Here is a 20,180-nt window from a genome sequence, read left to right on the forward strand (position 1 = left end):
AGCATGCTGATACTAACACGGCGCGTAGGCGAAGTATTAATGGTTGGTGATGACGTAACTGTCACTGTTCTCGGTGTTAAGGGTAATCAGGTCCGTATTGGTGTAAATGCACCTATGGATACTGCTGTGCACCGCGAGGAGGTTTACCAGCGGATTCAACAGGAAAAACTAGAGGCCGAACGACATGGATGAGTACTTAATTATTGATCTACCCAAAACCCGAGAAATTGGCGCAGTTATGTTTTGGGGTATCGGATCAACCGTAACAACGGCTAACCCCAACGCAGCAATGGTTGTGAACTGCAGCTATTTAGATCAAAACCTAGAGCGATTTGATAACGGCGCAACCACTCAAGCCGTGCTGAAAAGCGTTGTAGATGAACATATCGACCAACTTGAATATTTACTGCATTTACCGATCCAGGAGAACGTAGCATGAGTACACAACAACCAGCACAGCCTATCGTACAACCCCATATTCCTGAAGGCTTCATGCAAAATTCAGCGGGGCATTTAGTCCCTGCAGACCAAGTACGTGAGCAAGATTTATTGCGTGATGCGCTCGTTAATGAGCTCACACCAAAAGCGATCGCATTACATACAGCGCTGGCAGAATTCAAAACCGCTGCACTGCAAGACATTGATGATTTAGTTGCCATTGCAGGTGATCGATACGGCGTAAAACTTGGCGGAAAAAAAGGCAATGTCAGCCTTACTTCATACGACGGCCGCTACAAAATACAGCGTGCATTTCGCGAAGTTGTCGCCTTCACCGAAGAGATTGAAGCCGCCAAAGAGTTGATCGACCGCTGCTTAAAGCGCTGGACCGAGGGTGCCAATCAAAACGTTAGCGCCATCGTTAGCCAAGCATTTAGAACTAACTCAAAGCAAGAAATAAAAACCGGCAAGGTACTGGAGCTTATGCGTCTAAATATAGAAGACGAGGAGTGGCAGCTGGCAATGCAGGCATTAAGAGATGCACTGCAGAACGTCGGTACCGCCGTCTATATCCGTATTTATGAACGCATAGGGCAAACGGATCAGTACAAGCCTATTCCACTAGACCTAGCAAGTGTGTGATACGCCATGTGTATTCAAGTGGATCGGTCTGATGCGGAAATTTACGACCTAGCCAGCTGGGCTGAAGAGCGCGTCATGCACGGTGAAACTGATCACGATGATGGCACCTATGAAGAAGGCGTAAGGGATGCTCTGCGCTGGCTTCTAGGGGAAACAGATATTCGACCTGATGAGTAAAAATTAAGGAACTTAAAAATGACAGATGAACGCAAAGCTTACGACCCGATGGCAGACGTTAAAACGGAAGGTTTTCTGGATGAAGACTCGGCGCAAATTATATCGCAACTTATCGCTTGGCATGACGGGCGGATGGAAACACTGAGATCAACAGCCGATACCGAATTGATTCGCTTACAGATTAGGGATGGAGATGATCTTGAAATTAGCGACCCTAAAGTGATCGAAGGCTACAAACTAGGTATCTATGTTGCCGAACAGCTTCTTGGCGATTTTCCCGTCAGCTTGAGTGAATAGCGAAACGCCTAACAAAGGCGTCTATCTAGCGTAGCGGCTAGGTACTGATGAGCAGCTAACAACTAAAGGAAAATATGATGAACAAAGCAGAACTAATTAACGCCATTGCCACTGCCAGCGATTGCACAAAAACTCAAGCAGATCACATGCTCGTTGCACTAGGTAACATAACTACAGCTGAGCTTGCAAACGACGGTGAAGTGACATTACCAGGCTTAGGGAAATTAACAGTAGGCATGCGCGCAGCGCGCACAGGCCGCAACCCACAAACAGGCGCAGCGCTAGATATTCCCGCGGCAAAAGTTGCCAAGTTCAAACAATCAAAAGTATTAAAAGACGCGCTGAACTAGAAGGAAAATCCGCCCCGTTAGGGGCGGGATGCAGAGCGGCCATCCTTGGCCTAGTAAGAACTAACGTTCTCTTTCTCTGGTTACAGAATGTACAGAAGTCGAAAAAAAAGAGATATAAGAAAATTTCTTAAATTTGGAGCACAGCAGCATGTCACTGACTCAAATTGAAAAGAACATCATTAACGCACTCGGGCAACGCGGGGCGATGGGCGTTAGTACGCTAATCCCGTTGGTCTACGGGTTAACAAGTAAAGCGCAGTTAAAAAATGTACTTGAAGAACTACAAAACCGGAAGCTCATTAAACAGCAACAGAACGGGCAATGGAGCATTACACGTACAGAGTTTAAAGGCCTTACCGATGGTGGTTTTTTGGCTGGTGCAAGCAAATTACCACCAAGCCCTAGCAGTCAAGAATTACAGACACCATCACTTCAGCCAAAGAAACAACCTAAGTCTGAGCCTAAGCCAAAAGTAAAAACCTCGGCAGCACCAAAAGCACCCGCAGAAGAGGTTCTATTCAAGTTGATGCGTACGATCCCAGTGGATATAACGCTGCAGATCAACAGTAGAGGTATTGCTGTGAATTGGAACGAACAACGCTACGAGCCGAGTTTAAACGAACTGGCTAACGTGCTCGATGCTATCGATACTCTGCAGCAACATGCGGCGTAAAGTAAAAATACGGGGCGCTTAGCGTCCCCGTGATTGCGGTGTTATCACCTCCATAATCAAAAGTGGCTCACGGGCTATTTCTGATTGTGAACAAAACGAGAGAACATCATGCAACTAACTCGCTGTCCTGTTTGCCATAGCCGAATTTCGCTGGAAGCAATCATTCAAGATGATGCGTCTAGAAATTTACTGATACTGGTTGCCAAGCTAGACAAAACATCGGGGGCTGTACTGGTTAGCTATCTGAGTTTATTTCGTAGTAAGTCTCGGGATTTGGCAAACGATCGAGCACTACGTATTGCTGAGGAAGCACTGGAACTAGCATCGATTGACATATTAATACCTGCATTGGTGCAAGTCGTTGAGCAAATGAGAGTAAAGCAACAAGCCGGCGGATTTAAGCCATTAAGCAATCATAACTATTTAAAACGTGTTTTAGAAACACGAGGACCAGTAAATATAGAAGGCGATATTCAAGCACTTCCATCATCTGCAAGCAAAAAAGATAAGCGCGCGGCTGTTAGCTCAGCTGTTATGAACATTAAAGATACGGATTGGTAATTATGAGTCAGTCAGAATATCAAAATAAGCTCAAAAAAGTGATTCACGTTGCAAAACGCGAACTCGGTATGACAGATGAAGACTACCGATCCATGCTGTCATCAATTCCTGCGCTGGAAGGGGCTACATCAACAGCCAAGCTGACAATTCCAAAACTGCAGGCAGTTTTGGACGCTATGAAATTAATGGGGTTTAAGGTACGTCCAAGCAAGAAAACCGCCGGCAAACCCAAAAACTTTGACAGAATGCCGGAGCATATCACTAAAATTGAAGCGCTTTTAGCTGATATGCAGCTGCCCTGGTCATATGCCGATCGCATTTCAGAGCAGATGTTTGGAATTAAGCGCTGCGCATGGCTAAAAGACAGAAAAAAACTCTCTGCACTAATCGCAGCTCTGCATGTTGAACAAGAAAAGCGATCGCTGGAAGCAACAGTTCTAAAACTACTAAATAACCTGGATACAGAGACAAAACACCTCTATGAGAAAGGGCTGCCAGTAAACTGGACCCGGAAACGTTCACTGATGAAAGCAATCATCGAAAAACTAGCTGATGAGGTGGAATCATGAGCCAGCCAAACGGAATGGAAGAGCTACGTAGTGAGCTGCTCGACGAAGTAAGCTCATACACAACAAAGATACTGACAGACCACGGTATAGATGATGCGGTAGCAGAACAGTCTGGTTTTGCCTTGGCAGAGTTTTTAGCGGAACACTGGGGAGGTCAGTTGATCAACTTTCCGAAGAATCATTTATACAAACTAGCCCGGCGTGACATGCAGATTTATAATGAATTCAATGGAAGAAATTACCCCCAACTGGCACGTAAACACAACATGTCAATCAGGGGTATGTACAAGCTAATAGAGAGAGTTCACAAACGCAGATTAGCAGAAACGCAGCCAGACCTTTTCAGTTAACCAGATTGAAAAGGTTTTTCACTTTCCATCCCTTGTCATTTCATCTGATCCCATCCAATCCCACATTTATCACGCTTTCTCCTATATATTTATCTCACTCTCTCTCATTAAGAAGATTACATAACCACTTAGCTAAAAAAGCGAGCTAAACTCTGTTTATTCCGTAAACAGAGGCGTAATATCTGACAGTTCCACGCAACTTATTAATTAAACAATCATTAGGACTCAACATGAAAAAACATAACACCCAAAAGACCCAAAAGGGAGTCAAGAACACAGGCTCCCTAGAAACCGGCAGAGGCACTATTCGTAGCAACCATTTAGCGGCCCTAGTCACCTCACGGGTTTTCAAAACACAAGTTGTTAAAGCAAAAAAAGGTAAAGGCGCCTACCTTCGCAGCAACAAACACAAAGGACAGGAGTCCTATTTAATAGCGGCTTAAGGATCTATTAGGTCCACAAGAGTCGTTATTCAAATAGGGCTTTAAATAACCATCACTTAACAGTAGCTATCATCGCAGCCAGCTTTGCTTTTTCTTCATGATCAATGTGATAGAAACACAACCAATAGATTATCCCTCACCTCCCTTGTTTGCACCACAATAAAGCAGACAAACCTTCATAAACACTTATAATGCACGATATTGGTCATTACGCACCAATACAAAACATATGATGCACCATATTAGTGCTAAATATAATTTAAAATACCCTCCTCCCTATTAGGAAATTTAATTTTTCATTTATAAAACAATAAGTTATTTGATAACAAACAGAGAACCCCTAATTGGTCTAGTACTTGCTTAATAAATAGCATATTGAGCATCAATATGGTCGTTGTTTATGAATATGTTGGATGCTGCGTTTAACGAATTGAATAATTTTTCTGGGGTAACATAATGAGTGGTAACACATCAAGATTAACATCAATCAGTGCAATCACTAGCGGTAAACCTATCGATGTGGAGATGCCAAAACCATTAAGTAAAATTTGGGCTAGCGATGTATTTAATCTAGCCAAAATGGAAGAAGCACTATCCAAAAACGCTTTTAAAGCGATAAAGAAAACCGTGCAAACAGGATCACCTTTAGATCCCGCTACGGCTGATGTTGTTGCTGCTGCCATGAAAGATTGGGCTATGTCCAAAGGTGCCAAATTCTTCTCCCATATTTTTTACCCCATGACCAATGCTACTGCTGAGAAGCATGACGGTTTTATTATTACCAATGCTGATGGCGCTGCTATCACCGAATTTACAGGCAGCTTACTTATCAAAGGCGAACCTGATGGTTCCTCTTTCCCGAACGGTAGCTTACGTATAACCAATGCCGCACGTGGTTATACTGCTTGGGATCCAACCAGCCCTGCTTACATTATGAATACGCCAAACGGCGCGACATTAATGATACCTAGTGTCTTTATGTCATGGACTGGCGAAGCATTAGATAAGAAGATTCCACTGTTACGCTCAAATGCGGCGATGGATAAAGCAGCTAAAAAAGTACTTTCACTTATGGGTGAAAAAGAGGTTGCAACACTAAACTCTAGCTGTGGCGCTGAACAAGAGTACTTTTTAGTAGATGAAAACTTTGCTAATAGCCGTCCAGATTTGCTACTTGCCGGTCGTACGTTATTTGGCGCTTCACCAGCAAAAGGTCAACAGTTTGACGATCATTATTTCGGTGCAATTCCTGAGCGCGTACAAGTCTTTATGCAGGACTTTGAAGACCAGCTGTTTAAACTAGGCATCCCTGCAAAAACACATCATAACGAAGTAGCGCCGGGCCAATTTGAGATCGCACCATATTTTGAAGCAGCTAACGTAGCTGCTGATCATCAGCAGTTGTTGATGACTATCATCAAAAATACCGCTAAAAAACACGGTTTCCTTGCTTTACTACATGAGAAACCTTTCGCAGGCATTAACGGTTCTGGTAAACACGTAAACTGGTCTGTAGGTAACTCAACCCAAGGTAACTTGCTTGATCCGGGCCACACACCTGAAGAAAACTTAAACTTCCTTATCTTCTGTGGTGCGGTTATCCGTGGGGTACATTTATATGGCCCACTATTACGCGCAGTCATAGCGACGGCATCCAATGACCACCGCTTAGGTGCCAATGAAGCACCACCGGCAATCCTATCGGTTTATTTGGGCGACCAATTAGAAAAAGTATTTAAAGAGATTCAAGCAGGCGACTTACAACCAACAGTTTGCGGTGGCGAGATGGATCTAGGCTTATCTCAGATTCTGGCCTTTACTCGTGATCCTGGCGACCGAAACCGTACTTCTCCGTTTGCCTTCACAGGCAACCGCTTTGAATTTAGAGCCGTCGGTTCATCACAGTCTGTATCTGGGCCGTTGGTAGCAATGAATACAATGCTTGCCGATTCCCTCGATTGGATTGCAGGCAAACTTGAAACAGCGTTAGAATCAGGCTTAGATCAAGCTTCTGCAGTACTTTCTGTACTAAAAGATCTTATGGATGAGCATGGTAATGTTATATTCGGCGGCGACGGCTATTCAGAAGAGTGGCACAAAATCGCTGTAGAAGAACGCGGTCTGAAAAACATCCCAACAACAGCAGATGCCCTACCTGTTTTCCAAGAAGAAGAAATTATCTCCTTGTTTAAAAACACAGGGGTATTATCACCTGTTGAGCTAGCAAGCCGCTATGAAGTGTATTCTGAGCAGTACATTTTATCGATTGAAGTAGAAGCTAAGTTAGTGATCGATATGGCAACAACTTCTATCTATCCTGCTGCTGCGACTTACCTATCAGAGCTAGCATCAACGATTGCCACAGCATCAAATGTGGGTGTGACACTTGATAATAGCATTGCGCAAAAAGTAGCAAGTACTGCTGACGCAATGATGGCTGATGTAGATGCTCTGTCTATTGCCATTACCAAGCATGACTTCCCTACCGTAGAAGATCATATGAAATTCTGCGCGAATGAAATTCGTACTCTAATGGACAGCATTAGGACTCATGCAGATCTACTTGAAACTATTGTTGCAGATAGTGCTTGGCCTTTGCCTAAATATGCAGAAATGCTATTTATTAAATAAGATTATTTAATAAATATAAAAGGCCGCATAATGCGGCCTTTTTCATATTTCCTCAACATTTACAAACAGGAGGGGTTAGCTGACAAGGAAATCTATTTACTGATTTTTATTAGCTATACCAAACGGAATATGAACCATTGGAATATCACCCGCCTCCGATTCCAGATGGCTACGCTGATCATCAAAGAACATATGCGGTTTCAGTTTTGAAAGAATTCGATCTTTTGACATCCCACCAAGAAAAAAGACCTCATTTGCACTAACCCCCCAATCTTCCAGCGTTGTGATGACCCTTTCATGGGCAGGAGCGCTGCGAGCAGTAACAATCGCAGTCGTTAATATACGTTGGTAATCCCGGTCACGCTCAACCTCTTTATCTTCAAGTTCTTGTAAAAAGGATAGCTTTCTAAATAGATCGGCTAAAGGACCCGGCTTATGCGGTATCTCAGATTTCTCAACCTCATAATCATAAAAACCGGGAAGATCAGCGCCTTTGAAGACAGCCTCAGATTCATCATCAGCAATAACGCCATCAAAGTCGAAAGCAATTCTAAGTATCTCGCTATCATCGTCGTTTATACTTTTACTCGGCAATACAACCCCGCCGGGATACCCCGAATTTATAGCATTCTGAATATCTTCTTCATTCGCGGATAAAAATAGAGATGCATTAAAAGCTGGAATATATTCATAGGGAGACTTCCCCTCCATAAACGCAGCACGAGATATATCAAGCCCATAATGCTGTATCGAACGGAAAACACGCTTCCCCGTCGCGGCCGAGTTTCTTGAAAGCAAAACAACTTCCACCGGCTCTTTACCTGGGAAGCGCTTATTAATCTGTAAAAAGCGTTTAATAAAAGGAAAGGCGACTCCTTTATCGAGTACTTTATTTAAGTTTTTCTTCTGAAAGTCTTTATAGGCCTGCGGCCCCTCCTCGACAAAGACAGAATTCGATTCAGAAAGGTCAAATAACGCACTGGAAGATACGGCAACAACCAGTTTTTTATCTATAGGGTATGACATACGCTTCCTTTCAAAATAGTTCTAAGCAGGTTGATTCTATGTTTATAAAACTTCACTCTCCCTCCTCGACTAAGTTAAAATCAGCGCCCCAGATATCACAAATCTCTTGTAACTCGTCATTTTCAGTTTTATCTAAAGGTCCGGCTAAACGAAGCTGGTAAGTATCATTCCGCCTAAAAACAGATTGATAAGTGCTCATGCCATGTAAACGTGAAATAAACACCTCTTCATCCACAGCACACTTGAAGATTGGGTCGACTATTTGTATAAGCATGCTTCTCTCTCAACCTTCTTTCTTTATATTTATCGGATTATAAAGTTCGTTAACCGATTGATTTTCGATCACCCTTTTTTTGACCCCAGTAAAACTGTTAAATAGGTGCTCATGAGCCGACTTGGAAAAAGTATCTTTCCTATCTGAGTATTGTGAGATCCAATTAATTAACATATTTAAATTCTTATCTTGCGCTGCCTTAGAACTATACTTATGAGGCTCCCAAGGACGATTACGCGCGTTCTCTATGCAGAGAGCTATAGGTAGATCCATAAAGATAATTTCGTTCGAAAATGGCAACGCAACTTCCAGTAAATCAGCATAGCAACCTTCTATTACCCAGCCATTATAGGCATTCATAAAGCCACTTATTTCTAATGATGATTCACTTAGCGGCCTCCTTTCCGGTGGCATTTCCTCTTTCCAGGCCAATGTATCAAGATCTAAATGAGAAAGGCCTTCAGATCGACTGATTGCTTTCGCAAGGGTCGATTTTCCTGATCCAGAATTGCCGAATATTAAAACTTTTCTCATAGCCTTCTTAACCTAGTTAGATCGTTATATAGGTTTATATCTTATAACCACCAGCACTACCGGTCACAATCTTAAACCACGCCTTTTCTCGCGGATAACAATCAGCCTCTCTAGCTGAAAAATCTATACTGTTACGCGGTACTTCAAAGTAGTCAATCACCTGCTGCCTTTTGACGACTAGAAATAAGGTGATGCTATCCAATTCATAAATATTACTCTTTGACTCTATATCAAACTCAAAGCCGATAAGCCTTTCCGCTTCTTGATTGCTAGAATAAGGTGTTAATAAGCAGACCTTGTCCCAGTCACCTTCTATTTCAGTAGACAGATCAATAGTTGAACCACTAAACGTAAACACCCGTTTAGGAGCCTTCCCTATTTCCGAACAAGAGAGCGATAAAAAAAGCAGGGGGAGGAAAACATAAAATTTCATCAGGCTTAAACCTCAAACGTTAGAGCCTATTTACAAACAATTTGATTAGATAAAACAAGCTATATGGCACAAAAAATAAAGGCTAAGCCGTAACGGAAAGAACCATCAGACTTGGCCTTATCTCTAGCAATGTGAACGTATATATCAGCCTAAATACGACGTTTTCATCATCACACTTTTAGCAAAGTGATTAAGTTATTTTATTAACCGAATCGCGAAAGGCACACGAAACTGATTCCCTTTTGACGTTGAAACCGCTCCCATAATACAAAAAACCAAATGGCAAATACCGATAATAGGGAAAAGAACGACACCAATAGCGATAAAGCTCAACAAAAAAGCTGTTACATAGGCAATCATTACGGTTATCGACCAATTTAATGATTCTTTCGATTGATCCTGAACATAAGCATCATCCGTTTTGATCACATAAAGAATCAATCCTGGAATAAAGCCTAAAAAGAACGTCCCAATCCATGATAGTAACGCCATATTTTTCGAATCTTGTGTGATTTCCTTAAAGTCTGGCATAAGGTCATTACTCATTCCACTTCCCTCTTAAATTTCAAATTATACTAAGTTCCACTTACTAGGCATCATATCAGACACGTTGCTATTTGATTTATCTATTCTTTTAATTTCCCCTCGTAACAATACAAACATCCATTTAAGTTACTATAATAGTGAAACAAAAAACGTTACATATAAAACAAATCTGAACCCATATAAGATCAGCATACTTAAGCTACAACACCTTTAAACTAGCGCCTGATTCATATTCCATAATAGAGTCATAAAGTCTGGTTACAGCTAAAACATCATGAACGGGCTGGTATAGTTTTTTCCGTTGTATAGGTAATTATCTGCAACGACTTCCAACCAATAACAACCCATTTAAGATTAAGCACAGATTAAATGTAAATTTTGACAATAAATAAAATCATCCCCTTGTGTAGCTATTAACTTTATAGACATGAAAATCCTTTTTACTTGAGCACGATTATGATTAATCAGCTACAGGAAAAATATCAACTCTGCTTATTAATGCTGCTTAGCTCTGTAGCAATGTGGGCGCTTTTCCATTTGTAGTCCTCCGCTATATGGCGGGGAATGTCACCGCTGCCATTATAGATATGATGATCATGCTTAGACTTATAGCCTTAGTTCCTTATGCCGCTTACTCCAAAAAACCCGTCTAGTCAGTGCAATAATCGCAGCCTTCATTAACATTTGGAGTTGCCTCTTGCCAGCTAAAGACAACTATAGATACATGGCTCCAACGCGCCAATGAAGCCCTTTATCAAGCTAAAGCACAAGGACGTGATGGTGTAGTGTTCAGTAATATAGAACTAATCTCGCCCTATAACATATAAGAGCCTTTAGACTTCGCAAGCCAGGAAGGCTCGCCACAGAAGAAGCCCGACCGTGGCGGCTTAACACTAACCGTTTTTAAAAACTATCCTTACTTTTCTATTTTAGTTTTCATTAGCTACCGATTCAGCGCCTCTTTCAGGTCCACGCACCTTAAATAAAATGTAAACAATAAAGCCCGTCATTATGCCTGGCGCAACACTATAAATTGCTCCACCCCAGCCCATTTGTTGCCATAAAAGAAAGATCCCAACACCAGCAATAACCATGCTAATGGATACCGACTGCGGAATACGTTTGCCTAAAGCCTGTAAAATGACCAACGGCGCAAAAGCTGAACCAAGTAAACCCCATGCATCAAGCACTAAAGAAAATACCGACTCAGCGCCCGTTAACGCAATAATAACGGCAACAGTGATGACACTTGCTGTGGTGAGTTTTGCGGCCCAGAGTGAATGCATCTTCCCCGGTAACCGAACAAAATCACGGGTGACCGCAGCAGAGCATGAAAGAACCAACGAATCCGCTGTGGACAGCGTCGCGGCAAACAGTGCGGCAAGAACCATACCGGCAAAGATATCAGGCAAGACCAATTGCGCCATGGTCGGTAATGCCAGCTCTGAATCAAAGCTTGTACTCTCTGGAAAGGCTATACGGCTTAACAAGCCCACCATAATAGTTGCCCCGTAAAACAACGTAAACCAACTATAATAGTAAAAGCGCATGCGCTTAATTTCCGACTCGTCTTTTAAGCTGATAAAACGAACGACAACATGAGGCTGACCAATCACAGCAAATCCACCAAACACCCAACCAACAATAAAGAGTATGATGCCAATCCAGTCTTTATCAGGGAACCAGCCAAGAAAATTCACATCAACACGGTCGATCTTATCCAATGCCAACGTCCATCCACCCGCTAATTCAATACCCCCAGCAATCAACATTGCCATGCCAATCAGCATCACAAATGATTGAGCAGCATCAGTCCAAATAGAGGCCCGTAATCCGCCTGCTGCACTGTACAAAAGGACGATAACGGCACTAATTATGATACCCCAGGTCGGATCCCACTCCAGCAGTACTGATGTTGCCTTACTTCCCGCTTTAAACTGAGCTGCCGCATAAAGCGTAAGAAAAAAGAGTGTCAGCAAACCCACTAAGCGACGTAATCCATGATTTTCACCGCCATGCCAATGCGCTAACAACTCCCCATAAGAGTGTATTTTGTTTTTGTGCGAAGCAGCATGCAGAGGCTTCAACGTGATTAGTGAGGCCATCAAGTCACCAGCGATCCAGCCCAGCATCAACCAAATAGAAGATAGCCCTGTCGTATAGGTCAACCCAATCATGCCGATAAACATAAAACCACTGTTGTTTGTCGCCACCGCAGAAAGCCCAGCAAGCCAAGCGGGTATAGATTTACCTGCGACCAGATAATCTTCAGTTGTTTTTTTACTCTTAAGCATGGAGGATAACCCAATGATTAAAAATAAAAATAATGAACACAAGAAGCTTATTTCGATCATGAATTCCCCCCTTTATCTGTTACCTTTTTATATTTTCTGTTCTCAGGCGGGTTATGAAATATTAAATTTTCAGCTCGGCACTTTAAAGGATTCTTCATCTTTCGATCCTCCATTGATTTTTTTCATATAACAACGGTACAACATCATAGAATAAATACCCAATTTCTAAGCAATATGTTTCAACTTTGGGGAAATTAAGGGGCGTATAATAGGTCTATTAAACAAATAACATCGCTTATTTGCACAAAAAAACTGTTATATCGTTTTTTAATGGCCAACAGCGGCATATTAAATAATGCTTTGTGAATGTAGCTGGGTATTTCAACCCTAAAGGTTCTTGGCTACGCAGTTTCATCGGAGCCATCATAAACCGTTTACTAAAGAAGATGGTGCATTGATTTATGTGCAAACAGGTCATCTGAAAACATAAAACTTTGAAATAGGACAGACACCCTAAAAGTCTGATCGATTAATTAAAAAGGTCTTAAAATTGCCCGGTCTTAAAAGTGCCTGTCCTAATCTCACCTTTTGTATTGGCTTATTAGCCCCACGAAAAGATAGATTTAAAGGCCTTGCTCTTGGAATTGACTTAGCGCTTGCATCGCCTCAATCCCATAAACAACTGAGGGTCCACCGCCCATAAGAATAGCAACGGATACTGTTTCGGCGACCTCTTCTTTACTGGCACCCGCCTTTAAAGCATCATGTACGTGGAAAGATATGCACCCATCACATCTAACAGTGACAGCAATACCTAAAGCAATCAGCTCTTTCGTTTTTGTCTCTAATGCACCGGGTTTTAGGCTGGACTCATGTAATGCAGAAAACCCCTGCATTGCGCCAGGAATCTCCAGACCAAGCTTTTCCATCCAGCTACTAAGTTCTTTAAAGTGTTCAGGAAAATTCTTCATGGCTCATCTCCGTATGTATAGAAATCAATCTAGAAAATAGATCAGAATTCATTATAGCGGGCTGGATGAGATGCTGGAGGAACGATTACAATTCTATTGCGTTCTGTCAATTTTTTGCGCAGGCCTATTTTTGTCCTATATATCGCCAAGAGTTTACACTCGAGTTCCATGCTTTCTTTTAAATTGTTAACAGAGGTTTGGGGTAGCCGTTTCGGCTAGTAAGCATCGATTTCTGCCACCACGTTTAGCCTTATATAAGGCTTGGTCAGCCGCGTTAATCAACTCTTCAGCACTTTGCCCCTTTGCATAAAGCGCAACACCGATGCTAATAGTCACATGTATACCATCACTACCCGGTATTATGATTTGACGTTCAACCCGCTCGCGTAGTTTTTCAGCCATTTGTAACCCAGTTACTGCATCAACACCCGGTAACAAAAGACAAAACTCCTCTCCCCCATAGCGACCAACCACATCATAGTTGCGACTGTTTTCTACCATCAAGTGACCTAGGTCTGACAACACTTGATCACCGACCTGATGGCCCCAAGTATCATTTACCCTTTTAAAGTAATCTACATCCATCATCAATAATGTCATGGGCTGTTTCGAGCGCTGATTACGATTAAGCTCTTGCTGGAACCGCATCATAAAGTAGTGACGACTAGAAACACCAGTAAGCATATCTTGGTGTGCAATTTCCTCTAATTGCCTATTCAAGACCTGTATTTCCTGCGTCCGCTCATCCACGGTCTGCTTAAGTTGACCTAACACCAATCGAATACCCAAAAAAAGAGCCAGTTCAATTATGAGAAAACCGATAATCCCATAGATAATGTTAATCCAAGTATTATGATTGAGCTCTTGTACAACATCAGAGGCCGATTTCCAGATCAGAATACGGCCCACCGGAGTCTCGCTGCCGTCTCGCTCCCCAACATAATCTGACAGTGCAAATTCAGTCAAAGCAACAGGACCATTTGCCATATTAACTAAAATCGTACGCACGCTTTTAGGCGGCTTAGACCACTTAGTAGTCGATCGCTCAGCTAACAAAGCACTCAGTTCAGATGATGACGTCGCTTCAATAAAGCAGCCACAAGGTGTCCTGCTTTCAGGTTCATCTGGACGAGACCACGTCGCATTTTCAACATTGGCCTCGTTAAGCAACACCGCAATATTTCCTCCAATAGAAGAACCCAACGAATCAATTAAGGTTTTAAAAGAGGTTCCTACTTCCAACGCGCCAATTTGATGTTTGGGATGATTATCAGAAAAAAACCGGCACGATGCCACGAAGGCCTGAATATACACGCCCTAGTTCAAAGCCCTGTCGAGGAACACCATCACGATTAACATCGACTACCATGTGCCGAAGATTATCCATATTATCGCCAAATTTCTCAGGCTTATGAACACGAAGGAAACTGGTCGAGCCTGGACCAAGATGAAAATGCAACTGACGAACCTGATACTTTTCCGTCATGGTAGCCCATCCTGACGACACACTATCGTAGAGTATGTCTCGCAAGTGAGCTGATTCAGCGCCTCCCGCACCTCCTCCCTCTTCCTGAACCGCTTGTACACCTTGGGCAAATAAGTGCTGCACCTCCGTTGAGCTGGCAATAAAGGTCGCGAGTTGAGACATGTTATTGAGCGTCATGGTTAATGCGACTTCAAATGATCTTTTAAGCTGTTGACCATCCTGCTTCAAGCTCTGCTGCAAGGTGCGCTTATCACTAATATAGTTAATAGTGACGAACAACGTATCTGCTACAAAAAGCATTATAGATAGTAGTATGAATAACCGCTTATGCGTTTTATTGATCATCATGCGCTTATATGAAACGCTATAGTACAGGACGGTACTGATGTTTGGCTTTTTTGTTTTTTCATACAACTTAATCCTAAACCTTCAACATTTACTGTTTGCATCAACAGTTAACTACAAGTTGTGCGGGAAGATATCACAGAGATAGAGGCTTTGAAATTCTTTGCTGTTTTTATAGGGCAGTGACCGGTCAAGCAATAAAAGGTGTGTCATAAAGACGGGTATTTTTCCCTCTTTCCAACCGCGCCCGTCCTAGAGTATTTTCTAGGTTATGACTCCCTGTAGGAAGCCAACCTTTGGCCGAAATAGTTAAGACCAAAGACCCTGATAATAAAAAACGATAAAGAGCAGCCACGTTAGGTTATTGTAAATAATTAAGAGCAGACCTAGTTTATGCATTGATATAAAATGCTTATCGATTTCTATCCCTATCTACTCATCCCCCCAAATAGCTTATTTACTTATTCCAAAATAGTATTTAAATAATATTTAATATTCTTTTGCATTATATATAATCCATACTCAAATTTTAATTCTCTGGAGTGCTCTAATGTCCCGTTTCGTGGCTCTGATGACCTTGTTATTGTGTGGCTGGAGCAGTTTAGTGACTGCGGCTGACAAAAATCTTGAAATTGGCTATATGCCGATTATTCCAATTTCCCAAGCTTTTATTGTGTTAGAAAATGACACTTTACAAAAGGCTGGCGTTAACGATCCCAAGCTATTTAAATTTCAAAATGGACCCGCCATTGTACAAGCCCTGTTAGCCGGTCAATTAGATGTTGCTTATCTAGGTATTGGGCCTGCCATGGTTGCGCGCGCCAAAGGGGCAGACATTAAAGTGGTTGCCTCTAACATTGTTGAACAAATCAGCATGATCGCATTGGGCGAACTGTCTCCTTACTTTGATAATGGTGATGCAAAAACAGCCTTTGCTCGCTTTAAAGCAGATAAAGGCCGTAAAGCCGTTATCTCCACCTTTCCTCGAGGTTCAGTGCCAGAAACGGTATTGCAGTATTGGTTGCAAAACCAGTTAGGGATGAGCCGTGATGAGATTAAGCAAAATATCGACATCATTTACCAAGGCGCAGCACAGGTACAACAAGCACTGATGACCGAAGCAGTCGATGGCGCAGCTATTTTAGAGCCTGTCGTTAGTATTATTCGTAATAAAAAATCCTATGCAAAAGTCGTCGCTTCCGGCTCGGGCATGTTCCCTCATCAGCCAGGCGCTGTATTAGCCGTGCGTGAATCATTGATCAATGAGCACCCTGAATTGGTGAAAGCATTAGTGAAAGCACACATCGCCGCCACCGATGAACTGCGTAACGCCCCAGAACAAGCAGCTAAAGCGGTTGGTAAATACGTCGGTGGTGGTCGTTTACCGAAACAAATTATCCTAAATGCATTAAAGAACTCGCACGATCAGTTCCAAGCAGATCCGAACGCCATCATCGATGGCACCCGTACCATGCATGATTTTCAAGCCAGCCAAGGCACACTTAAAGCAAGCGTGGACCTAAACGCACTATTTGATGTTCGTTTTTATAACGAACTCATTAGGGAGTAATTCCACATCATGGAATCACACACTCACCCTTTAACACGCTCTCGATGGGGGCGTGTTTTACTGGGAATCTTAGGTCTAGCCGCATTTGTGCTGTTGTGGAAATACGCGCAAGCAGCAGGCTGGGCGGCGGCTGGCACCATTCCAGACCCCTTTAAACTGCCACAAGCACTGGCAGATGAGTGGACATCCGAGCGCTTAATGCCAGCCGTCCTCTCAAGTTTAGTTCATTACGCATGGGGCTTGGCGATTGGTACGTTTCTTGGTTTCTTAGTGGGTACATTGGCGGCGTCTTCATCGCTGCTAGACGCATTACATGCTTTGCTCGCGCGGATTCTACGTCCAATTCCGCCATTGGCCTGGGTAGTCTTTGCCATCGCTTGGTTTAAAGTAAGCCATGCGGGAGCCGCCTTCGTGATTGCCATAGGTGTATTCTGGGTAAACTACTTTGCAACCTATTCAGCGGTACGCAATGTGGATTCTCGTTTTTATGAACTGGCCCGTGCTTTTGGGCAAAATGGCCATTTACGTCAAACCTTTCAAGTAACCTTACCGGGTGCTGCCACGGGTATTTTTTCGGGTATTCGCACTGGTATCGGACAAGCTTGGATGACTTTGATCGCCGCTGAATTGTTGGGCGTCCCCGGTATGGGACAAGAGATGAATTCAGCCGCAGGCGTAGGCGCTTACGAAGTGGTTGTGGTTTACATGCTGATTATTTCTCTGGTTTACACCTTGAGCGATACCCTGTTTGGTTTCATTGAAAAGCGAGTGTTAACATGGCGCCCATCCTAAAGATCGAAGACCTAAGTTATCACTACGGTAACAACCCTGATCCCGTGTTTTCTCATTTGAACCTTCAAATAGAAGACGGCGAGTTTATAGCGGTCGTTGGTGGTTCAGGCGTTGGTAAATCAACCCTGTTACGTTGTGTCGCTGGCCTTACCTCAGCGAGTCATGGCACTATTTCGCTCAACGTGGAAGAAGACGAAACCCGACGCTCTCGCAGCGTGGTGTTTCAAGATGGTCGTCTTATGCCTTGGCGTCGATTGCGCAGCAATATAGCTTACGGGCTGACGGGCCTAAAACTGACCGCCGAAGAGAAACGTAACCGAGTAGACGAAGTATTAAAACTGACTCGCCTTGACGAGCTAGCTGAGCGTTGGCCACACCAGCTATCGGGCGGCCAAGTACAACGGGGCGGCATTGCCCGAGCATTAGCGGTAAAGCCTCATTTATTGTTGATGGATGAGCCTTTTAGCGCGGTGGATGCCATTACCCGTCAACATTTGCAAGATCAGTTACTGGCTATCTGGGAACAGACGCGCAAAGCGGTGATGTTTATCACCCACGATATTGAAGAAGCAATATATTTAGCGGACCGAGTGATTGTCTTGTCGGGCTCACCTGCGAACGTGGTGTTAGATAAACCCATTGACCTGCCCCGTCCAAGAGATCGTGGCACAGATAGCTTGCAAAAAATGGCTCAAGAGATCGCTAATGCTCTTTAATTTTTAAAAGGATACCCTCATGGCTGTTACACAATTATTGATTCACGCACCAACAGTGGATGCATTAAAACGTGCGCAAAATAACGCTCGTAATTTACTCAAATTAGAAGCGGATGCCCAAGTGGAAATCGTCGTCAATGGTCCCGCAATGGCAATGGCGGTCACCTTGACAGATGAGGATATTTTAAGTCGACTGGTGATGTGTCGTAATAGTTTACAAGCACAATCGCTGACCGCTCAGGCAGACGTTAAGCTGGTGGACGCCGCTGTGCAGTACCTTGCTCATCAACAAGCCGTTGGTTGGTCTTATCTTCGCGCTTAAGGTTGCCTTCACAAGCCATTATCGTATGTGCTCAAAACCTATTATAAAAGCTGAAGTGAACCCCCGAAGATTGGCGTTTCGGTAAAAAACTCTACAGCCCTGCGCACCGGTGATATGCAATGTACCTGGAGGGGTCTGAGCATGGCCGATACCGTTAGTGCGAAACGCTCCCTGCAAGGCGTTCTCGCAAAACTCATGCATAGGTGACATGGGATTCGGGTTCATTCTCGACACTTTCGAAACACTCTGGGCTGAGGATGTCGCACGTAATGTGTCGATCTCATGCATGCAATAATCGATTATCTTAGAACACCAGAACGCTTCATAGGCTTCCAATCGAGCCGGATCGGTTGGCGCAACATAGGTAACATAAATTGTATTACGTCCGGTCGAAAGAGTACGCTTCCAACTTACAGAGCGGATGAAATCTGCATTGGGTTGCCGGTCTTCAGTTTGAAAGAGCAACGATTGTATGGATTCGGGCCGATTCTGTTTTTTTCTTCTTACTATCGTCACTATCAGCGGCTTTTTCGTAACCACCGCTTGCCAAAGTTAACTGAACCTCGTCCTTCGGCATCGTTAGGTTCACGCCTTCAATATTGCTTCCGCATAGATCGGCATAATCTTCTGCGACCGCTGATCCGCTGCTGAGAGCTAGCAGACCAAGTACACATGATACTGTTTTTAATTTCATTATCGATGCATCCAATGCGGTTTGTAGGAATATTAGCTGACTCCTTTAATTCCAGCAATTAACTGCACGCTGCAAGACCTGACCCTTAAGGTTTAATTCATTTGATCATCGGCAAGGCAAGCTGGCGAGCAGCCTGATTGCCAAAACTCAGATCGCCAACCTCCTACTGGAAACTCGCTGTATGATTGCCAGTAAACATAGTTAGTTAAGCCGCTAGAAAAAAGGAGTGATTGGGTGAATCAGTCGGTGGAGAGCCATTACCATTAAGAATATATTCTAATGTGGCAATTTCTGTGGTCGTTAGATTGCGTTTAAGTTTTAAATTCAACGTAAAAGTATAGTGATTCGACATAGTATTATTTCTGCCCCAACCCTGAGTACTAAGCGCATTGATATACACGATTCAACTATTTGGGTTTTTCCTCATGCACAAGCATTTCCATATATTTTGTGAAACGCCTTTGTCTAGTTTCGGGTTTCTTAGCGCTTGTTAAACCGTAAGCGATAACATAACGACTCGATTTATTAAGTGTCTCAAAAAATCTTTTTACTCTTGGCTGATTATCCAATGCTGCTAAGAAATCTGCAGGCACTTCCATTTCACTTACTACATAGGCGTTTTCCCACCGACCGTCAGCCTTTGCTGCACGCACATGTACAAGCCCAGGTTCCTTCATTCGGTCTTCGCCTATCAAACGTTCCACATGCTCTGTGTTTCTTTTAGACCAATTGCTTCGTGCTGTTCTAGGAGTTATGCGTTGAAGATAGGCTTGATCATCAATTGACTTTTTTACACCGTCAATCCAGCCCCAGCATAAAACTTCTATCACTACATCATTCCAAGTAACACTTGGAATTCCAGTATTCTTTTTAAAAATCTTTACCCACAACTCACGTTCCCTTGCATGATTCTTCTCGAGCCACTTGCCAAGATCTTTTGGCGTTGCAAATGCAATAATTTTTAATGGATCAGGTTCTGGCATCTAAATTAGATTCTCTTTAGTGATTGGTTGGCGTTCCCTACAAAAAGCTATCACGTTGCTTGG

28 protein-coding genes and 1 other RNA gene are annotated in these 20,180 nt (G+C 43.1%); 18 read left to right on the top strand and 11 right to left on the bottom strand.

Annotated features, from left to right (window positions below):
* Positions 1-3 precede the first annotated feature (3 nt).
* The 13 genes from csrA to ACOQOE_RS11105 all read left to right on the top strand — a co-directional run bounded on the left by csrA (position 4) and on the right by ACOQOE_RS11105 (position 7,131).
* Positions 4-192, top strand: coding sequence for a carbon storage regulator CsrA (gene csrA / locus ACOQOE_RS11045; RefSeq protein ID WP_420554009.1), 189 nt, complete (start codon positions 4-6; stop codon positions 190-192).
* Positions 185-439, top strand: coding sequence for a hypothetical protein (locus ACOQOE_RS11050; RefSeq protein ID WP_420554010.1), 255 nt, complete (start codon positions 185-187; stop codon positions 437-439). The genes csrA and ACOQOE_RS11050 overlap by 8 nt, the downstream gene beginning before the upstream one ends.
* Complete coding sequence (locus ACOQOE_RS11055; protein ID WP_420554011.1) at positions 436-1,080, top strand: DUF3164 family protein; 645 nt, start codon at positions 436-438, stop codon at positions 1,078-1,080. The genes ACOQOE_RS11050 and ACOQOE_RS11055 overlap by 4 nt, the downstream gene beginning before the upstream one ends.
* A gap of 6 nt (positions 1,081-1,086) precedes the next feature.
* Positions 1,087-1,257 carry a hypothetical protein gene (locus ACOQOE_RS11060; RefSeq protein WP_420554012.1) on the top strand — a complete coding sequence of 57 codons (171 nt, stop codon included), beginning with the start codon at positions 1,087-1,089 and terminating at the stop codon, positions 1,255-1,257.
* Positions 1,258-1,275: 18 nt separating this feature from the next.
* Positions 1,276-1,554: a hypothetical protein gene (locus tag ACOQOE_RS11065; protein ID WP_420554013.1), complete on the top strand. Its 279-nt coding sequence runs from the start codon at positions 1,276-1,278 to the stop codon at positions 1,552-1,554.
* Positions 1,552-1,615, top strand: an RNA gene (locus tag ACOQOE_RS11070) — hammerhead ribozyme type II. The genes ACOQOE_RS11065 and ACOQOE_RS11070 overlap by 3 nt, the downstream gene beginning before the upstream one ends.
* A gap of 16 nt (positions 1,616-1,631) precedes the next feature.
* Positions 1,632-1,904, top strand: a complete 273-nt coding sequence (locus ACOQOE_RS11075) for an HU family DNA-binding protein (RefSeq protein ID WP_420554014.1) — start codon at positions 1,632-1,634, stop codon at positions 1,902-1,904.
* Positions 1,905-2,052: 148 nt separating this feature from the next.
* Complete coding sequence (locus tag ACOQOE_RS11080; RefSeq protein ID WP_420554015.1) at positions 2,053-2,577, top strand: hypothetical protein; 525 nt, start codon at positions 2,053-2,055, stop codon at positions 2,575-2,577.
* 108 nt (positions 2,578-2,685) lie between these two features.
* The gene (locus tag ACOQOE_RS11085; RefSeq protein WP_420554016.1) at positions 2,686-3,138 is read left to right on the top strand and encodes a hypothetical protein; all 453 of its coding nucleotides are present in this window, start codon (positions 2,686-2,688) and stop codon (positions 3,136-3,138) included.
* A 2-nt stretch (positions 3,139-3,140) separates the two neighbouring features.
* Positions 3,141-3,707 (top strand): gp16 family protein, encoded by a 567-nt coding sequence (locus ACOQOE_RS11090; RefSeq protein ID WP_420554017.1) that lies wholly within the window; start codon positions 3,141-3,143, stop codon positions 3,705-3,707.
* Positions 3,704-4,057, top strand: coding sequence for a Mor transcription activator family protein (locus ACOQOE_RS11095; RefSeq protein WP_420554018.1), 354 nt, complete (start codon positions 3,704-3,706; stop codon positions 4,055-4,057). The genes ACOQOE_RS11090 and ACOQOE_RS11095 overlap by 4 nt, the downstream gene beginning before the upstream one ends.
* Positions 4,058-4,287: 230 nt before the next feature.
* Entirely contained in the window at positions 4,288-4,500 is a 213-nt protein-coding gene (arfA, locus tag ACOQOE_RS11100; RefSeq protein WP_067867284.1) for an alternative ribosome rescue factor ArfA, read from the top strand.
* A 456-nt stretch (positions 4,501-4,956) separates the two neighbouring features.
* Positions 4,957-7,131, top strand: coding sequence for a glutamine synthetase III (locus ACOQOE_RS11105; RefSeq protein ID WP_067867283.1), 2,175 nt, complete (start codon positions 4,957-4,959; stop codon positions 7,129-7,131).
* A 96-nt stretch (positions 7,132-7,227) separates the two neighbouring features.
* Here ACOQOE_RS11105 and ACOQOE_RS11110 read toward each other — a convergent pair whose 3' ends face one another.
* From ACOQOE_RS11110 to ACOQOE_RS11130, 5 genes are all read right to left on the bottom strand, one after another.
* Positions 7,228-8,157, bottom strand: a complete 930-nt coding sequence (locus ACOQOE_RS11110; RefSeq protein WP_067867281.1) for a 5'-nucleotidase — start codon at positions 8,155-8,157, stop codon at positions 7,228-7,230.
* 52 nt (positions 8,158-8,209) lie between these two features.
* Positions 8,210-8,431 (bottom strand): hypothetical protein, encoded by a 222-nt coding sequence (locus ACOQOE_RS11115; RefSeq protein ID WP_067867279.1) that lies wholly within the window; start codon positions 8,429-8,431, stop codon positions 8,210-8,212.
* A gap of 9 nt (positions 8,432-8,440) precedes the next feature.
* Positions 8,441-8,965: a shikimate kinase gene (locus tag ACOQOE_RS11120; RefSeq protein ID WP_420554019.1), complete on the bottom strand. Its 525-nt coding sequence runs from the start codon at positions 8,963-8,965 to the stop codon at positions 8,441-8,443.
* Between the two features lie 34 nt (positions 8,966-8,999).
* Positions 9,000-9,398 (bottom strand): hypothetical protein, encoded by a 399-nt coding sequence (locus tag ACOQOE_RS11125; RefSeq protein WP_420554020.1) that lies wholly within the window; start codon positions 9,396-9,398, stop codon positions 9,000-9,002.
* Between the two features lie 195 nt (positions 9,399-9,593).
* Positions 9,594-9,944, bottom strand: coding sequence for a DUF4870 domain-containing protein (locus tag ACOQOE_RS11130; RefSeq protein ID WP_075107961.1), 351 nt, complete (start codon positions 9,942-9,944; stop codon positions 9,594-9,596).
* A gap of 716 nt (positions 9,945-10,660) precedes the next feature.
* Here ACOQOE_RS11130 and ACOQOE_RS11135 point away from each other — a divergent pair.
* On the top strand, positions 10,661-10,771 hold the full coding sequence (locus tag ACOQOE_RS11135; protein WP_420555475.1) for a hypothetical protein: 111 nt from the start codon (positions 10,661-10,663) through the stop codon (positions 10,769-10,771).
* Between the two features lie 102 nt (positions 10,772-10,873).
* Here the strand turns inward: ACOQOE_RS11135 and ACOQOE_RS11140 are convergent, their stop codons facing one another.
* The 4 genes from ACOQOE_RS11140 to ACOQOE_RS11155 form a co-directional block, all read right to left on the bottom strand.
* Positions 10,874-12,238, bottom strand: coding sequence for a sodium/proline symporter (locus tag ACOQOE_RS11140; protein WP_197468061.1), 1,365 nt, complete (start codon positions 12,236-12,238; stop codon positions 10,874-10,876).
* A gap of 623 nt (positions 12,239-12,861) precedes the next feature.
* On the bottom strand, positions 12,862-13,209 hold the full coding sequence (locus ACOQOE_RS11145; protein WP_067867271.1) for a carboxymuconolactone decarboxylase family protein: 348 nt from the start codon (positions 13,207-13,209) through the stop codon (positions 12,862-12,864).
* Positions 13,210-13,395: 186 nt separating this feature from the next.
* Complete coding sequence (locus ACOQOE_RS11150) at positions 13,396-14,382, bottom strand: GGDEF domain-containing protein (protein ID WP_420554021.1); 987 nt, start codon at positions 14,380-14,382, stop codon at positions 13,396-13,398.
* A 97-nt stretch (positions 14,383-14,479) separates the two neighbouring features.
* Positions 14,480-14,995 carry a cache domain-containing protein gene (locus ACOQOE_RS11155; protein ID WP_420554022.1) on the bottom strand — a complete coding sequence of 172 codons (516 nt, stop codon included), beginning with the start codon at positions 14,993-14,995 and terminating at the stop codon, positions 14,480-14,482.
* 595 nt (positions 14,996-15,590) lie between these two features.
* On the opposite strand from ACOQOE_RS11155, the gene ACOQOE_RS11160 reads away from it, so the two are divergent.
* The 4 genes from ACOQOE_RS11160 to ACOQOE_RS11175 are packed head-to-tail and all read left to right on the top strand — an operon-like array spanning position 15,591 to position 18,440.
* Complete coding sequence (locus ACOQOE_RS11160; protein ID WP_420554023.1) at positions 15,591-16,610, top strand: ABC transporter substrate-binding protein; 1,020 nt, start codon at positions 15,591-15,593, stop codon at positions 16,608-16,610.
* 9 nt (positions 16,611-16,619) lie between these two features.
* Positions 16,620-17,402 carry an ABC transporter permease gene (locus tag ACOQOE_RS11165; RefSeq protein ID WP_303419748.1) on the top strand — a complete coding sequence of 261 codons (783 nt, stop codon included), beginning with the start codon at positions 16,620-16,622 and terminating at the stop codon, positions 17,400-17,402.
* Positions 17,387-18,118, top strand: a complete 732-nt coding sequence (locus tag ACOQOE_RS11170; RefSeq protein ID WP_420554024.1) for an ABC transporter ATP-binding protein — start codon at positions 17,387-17,389, stop codon at positions 18,116-18,118. Before ACOQOE_RS11165 ends, ACOQOE_RS11170 begins: the two co-directional genes overlap by 16 nt.
* Positions 18,119-18,137: 19 nt before the next feature.
* A complete protein-coding gene (locus ACOQOE_RS11175) occupies positions 18,138-18,440 on the top strand; it encodes a hypothetical protein (protein WP_420554025.1) in 303 nt (100 codons plus the stop codon).
* Between the two features lie 448 nt (positions 18,441-18,888).
* Here ACOQOE_RS11175 and ACOQOE_RS11180 read toward each other — a convergent pair whose 3' ends face one another.
* Together ACOQOE_RS11180 and ACOQOE_RS11185 are read right to left on the bottom strand one after the other, a co-directional pair.
* Entirely contained in the window at positions 18,889-19,134 is a 246-nt protein-coding gene (locus ACOQOE_RS11180; protein ID WP_067867260.1) for a hypothetical protein, read from the bottom strand.
* Between the two features lie 407 nt (positions 19,135-19,541).
* A complete protein-coding gene (locus ACOQOE_RS11185) occupies positions 19,542-20,117 on the bottom strand; it encodes a YdeI/OmpD-associated family protein (protein ID WP_420554026.1) in 576 nt (191 codons plus the stop codon).
* Positions 20,118-20,180 lie beyond the last annotated feature (63 nt).

The organism is Neptuniibacter marinus (assembly GCF_965223595.1).
Classification (GTDB): Bacteria; Pseudomonadota; Gammaproteobacteria; order Pseudomonadales; family Balneatricaceae; genus Neptuniibacter; species Neptuniibacter marinus.

Excerpts from the sequence above, each read along its gene's own strand:
- csrA (WP_420554009.1), top strand. The coding sequence starts at position 4 with ATGCTGATACTAACACGGCGCGTAGGCGAAGTATTAATGGTTGGTGAT.
- ACOQOE_RS11050 (WP_420554010.1), top strand. The coding sequence starts at position 185 with ATGGATGAGTACTTAATTATTGATCTACCCAAAACCCGAGAAATTGGC.
- ACOQOE_RS11055 (WP_420554011.1), top strand. The coding sequence starts at position 436 with ATGAGTACACAACAACCAGCACAGCCTATCGTACAACCCCATATTCCT.
- ACOQOE_RS11060 (WP_420554012.1), top strand. The coding sequence starts at position 1,087 with ATGTGTATTCAAGTGGATCGGTCTGATGCGGAAATTTACGACCTAGCC.
- ACOQOE_RS11065 (WP_420554013.1), top strand. The coding sequence starts at position 1,276 with ATGACAGATGAACGCAAAGCTTACGACCCGATGGCAGACGTTAAAACG.
- ACOQOE_RS11075 (WP_420554014.1), top strand. The coding sequence starts at position 1,632 with ATGAACAAAGCAGAACTAATTAACGCCATTGCCACTGCCAGCGATTGC.
- ACOQOE_RS11080 (WP_420554015.1), top strand. The coding sequence starts at position 2,053 with ATGTCACTGACTCAAATTGAAAAGAACATCATTAACGCACTCGGGCAA.
- ACOQOE_RS11085 (WP_420554016.1), top strand. The coding sequence starts at position 2,686 with ATGCAACTAACTCGCTGTCCTGTTTGCCATAGCCGAATTTCGCTGGAA.
- ACOQOE_RS11090 (WP_420554017.1), top strand. The coding sequence starts at position 3,141 with ATGAGTCAGTCAGAATATCAAAATAAGCTCAAAAAAGTGATTCACGTT.
- ACOQOE_RS11095 (WP_420554018.1), top strand. The coding sequence starts at position 3,704 with ATGAGCCAGCCAAACGGAATGGAAGAGCTACGTAGTGAGCTGCTCGAC.
- arfA (WP_067867284.1), top strand. The coding sequence starts at position 4,288 with ATGAAAAAACATAACACCCAAAAGACCCAAAAGGGAGTCAAGAACACA.
- ACOQOE_RS11105 (WP_067867283.1), top strand. The coding sequence starts at position 4,957 with ATGAGTGGTAACACATCAAGATTAACATCAATCAGTGCAATCACTAGC.
- ACOQOE_RS11110 (WP_067867281.1), bottom strand. The coding sequence starts at position 8,157 with ATGTCATACCCTATAGATAAAAAACTGGTTGTTGCCGTATCTTCCAGT.
- ACOQOE_RS11115 (WP_067867279.1), bottom strand. The coding sequence starts at position 8,431 with ATGCTTATACAAATAGTCGACCCAATCTTCAAGTGTGCTGTGGATGAA.
- ACOQOE_RS11120 (WP_420554019.1), bottom strand. The coding sequence starts at position 8,965 with ATGAGAAAAGTTTTAATATTCGGCAATTCTGGATCAGGAAAATCGACC.
- ACOQOE_RS11125 (WP_420554020.1), bottom strand. The coding sequence starts at position 9,398 with ATGAAATTTTATGTTTTCCTCCCCCTGCTTTTTTTATCGCTCTCTTGT.
- ACOQOE_RS11130 (WP_075107961.1), bottom strand. The coding sequence starts at position 9,944 with ATGAGTAATGACCTTATGCCAGACTTTAAGGAAATCACACAAGATTCG.
- ACOQOE_RS11140 (WP_197468061.1), bottom strand. The coding sequence starts at position 12,238 with ATGCTTAAGAGTAAAAAAACAACTGAAGATTATCTGGTCGCAGGTAAA.
- ACOQOE_RS11145 (WP_067867271.1), bottom strand. The coding sequence starts at position 13,209 with ATGAAGAATTTTCCTGAACACTTTAAAGAACTTAGTAGCTGGATGGAA.
- ACOQOE_RS11155 (WP_420554022.1), bottom strand. The coding sequence starts at position 14,995 with ATGCTTTTTGTAGCAGATACGTTGTTCGTCACTATTAACTATATTAGT.
- ACOQOE_RS11160 (WP_420554023.1), top strand. The coding sequence starts at position 15,591 with ATGTCCCGTTTCGTGGCTCTGATGACCTTGTTATTGTGTGGCTGGAGC.
- ACOQOE_RS11165 (WP_303419748.1), top strand. The coding sequence starts at position 16,620 with ATGGAATCACACACTCACCCTTTAACACGCTCTCGATGGGGGCGTGTT.
- ACOQOE_RS11170 (WP_420554024.1), top strand. The coding sequence starts at position 17,387 with ATGGCGCCCATCCTAAAGATCGAAGACCTAAGTTATCACTACGGTAAC.
- ACOQOE_RS11175 (WP_420554025.1), top strand. The coding sequence starts at position 18,138 with ATGGCTGTTACACAATTATTGATTCACGCACCAACAGTGGATGCATTA.
- ACOQOE_RS11180 (WP_067867260.1), bottom strand. The coding sequence starts at position 19,134 with ATGAAATTAAAAACAGTATCATGTGTACTTGGTCTGCTAGCTCTCAGC.
- ACOQOE_RS11185 (WP_420554026.1), bottom strand. The coding sequence starts at position 20,117 with ATGCCAGAACCTGATCCATTAAAAATTATTGCATTTGCAACGCCAAAA.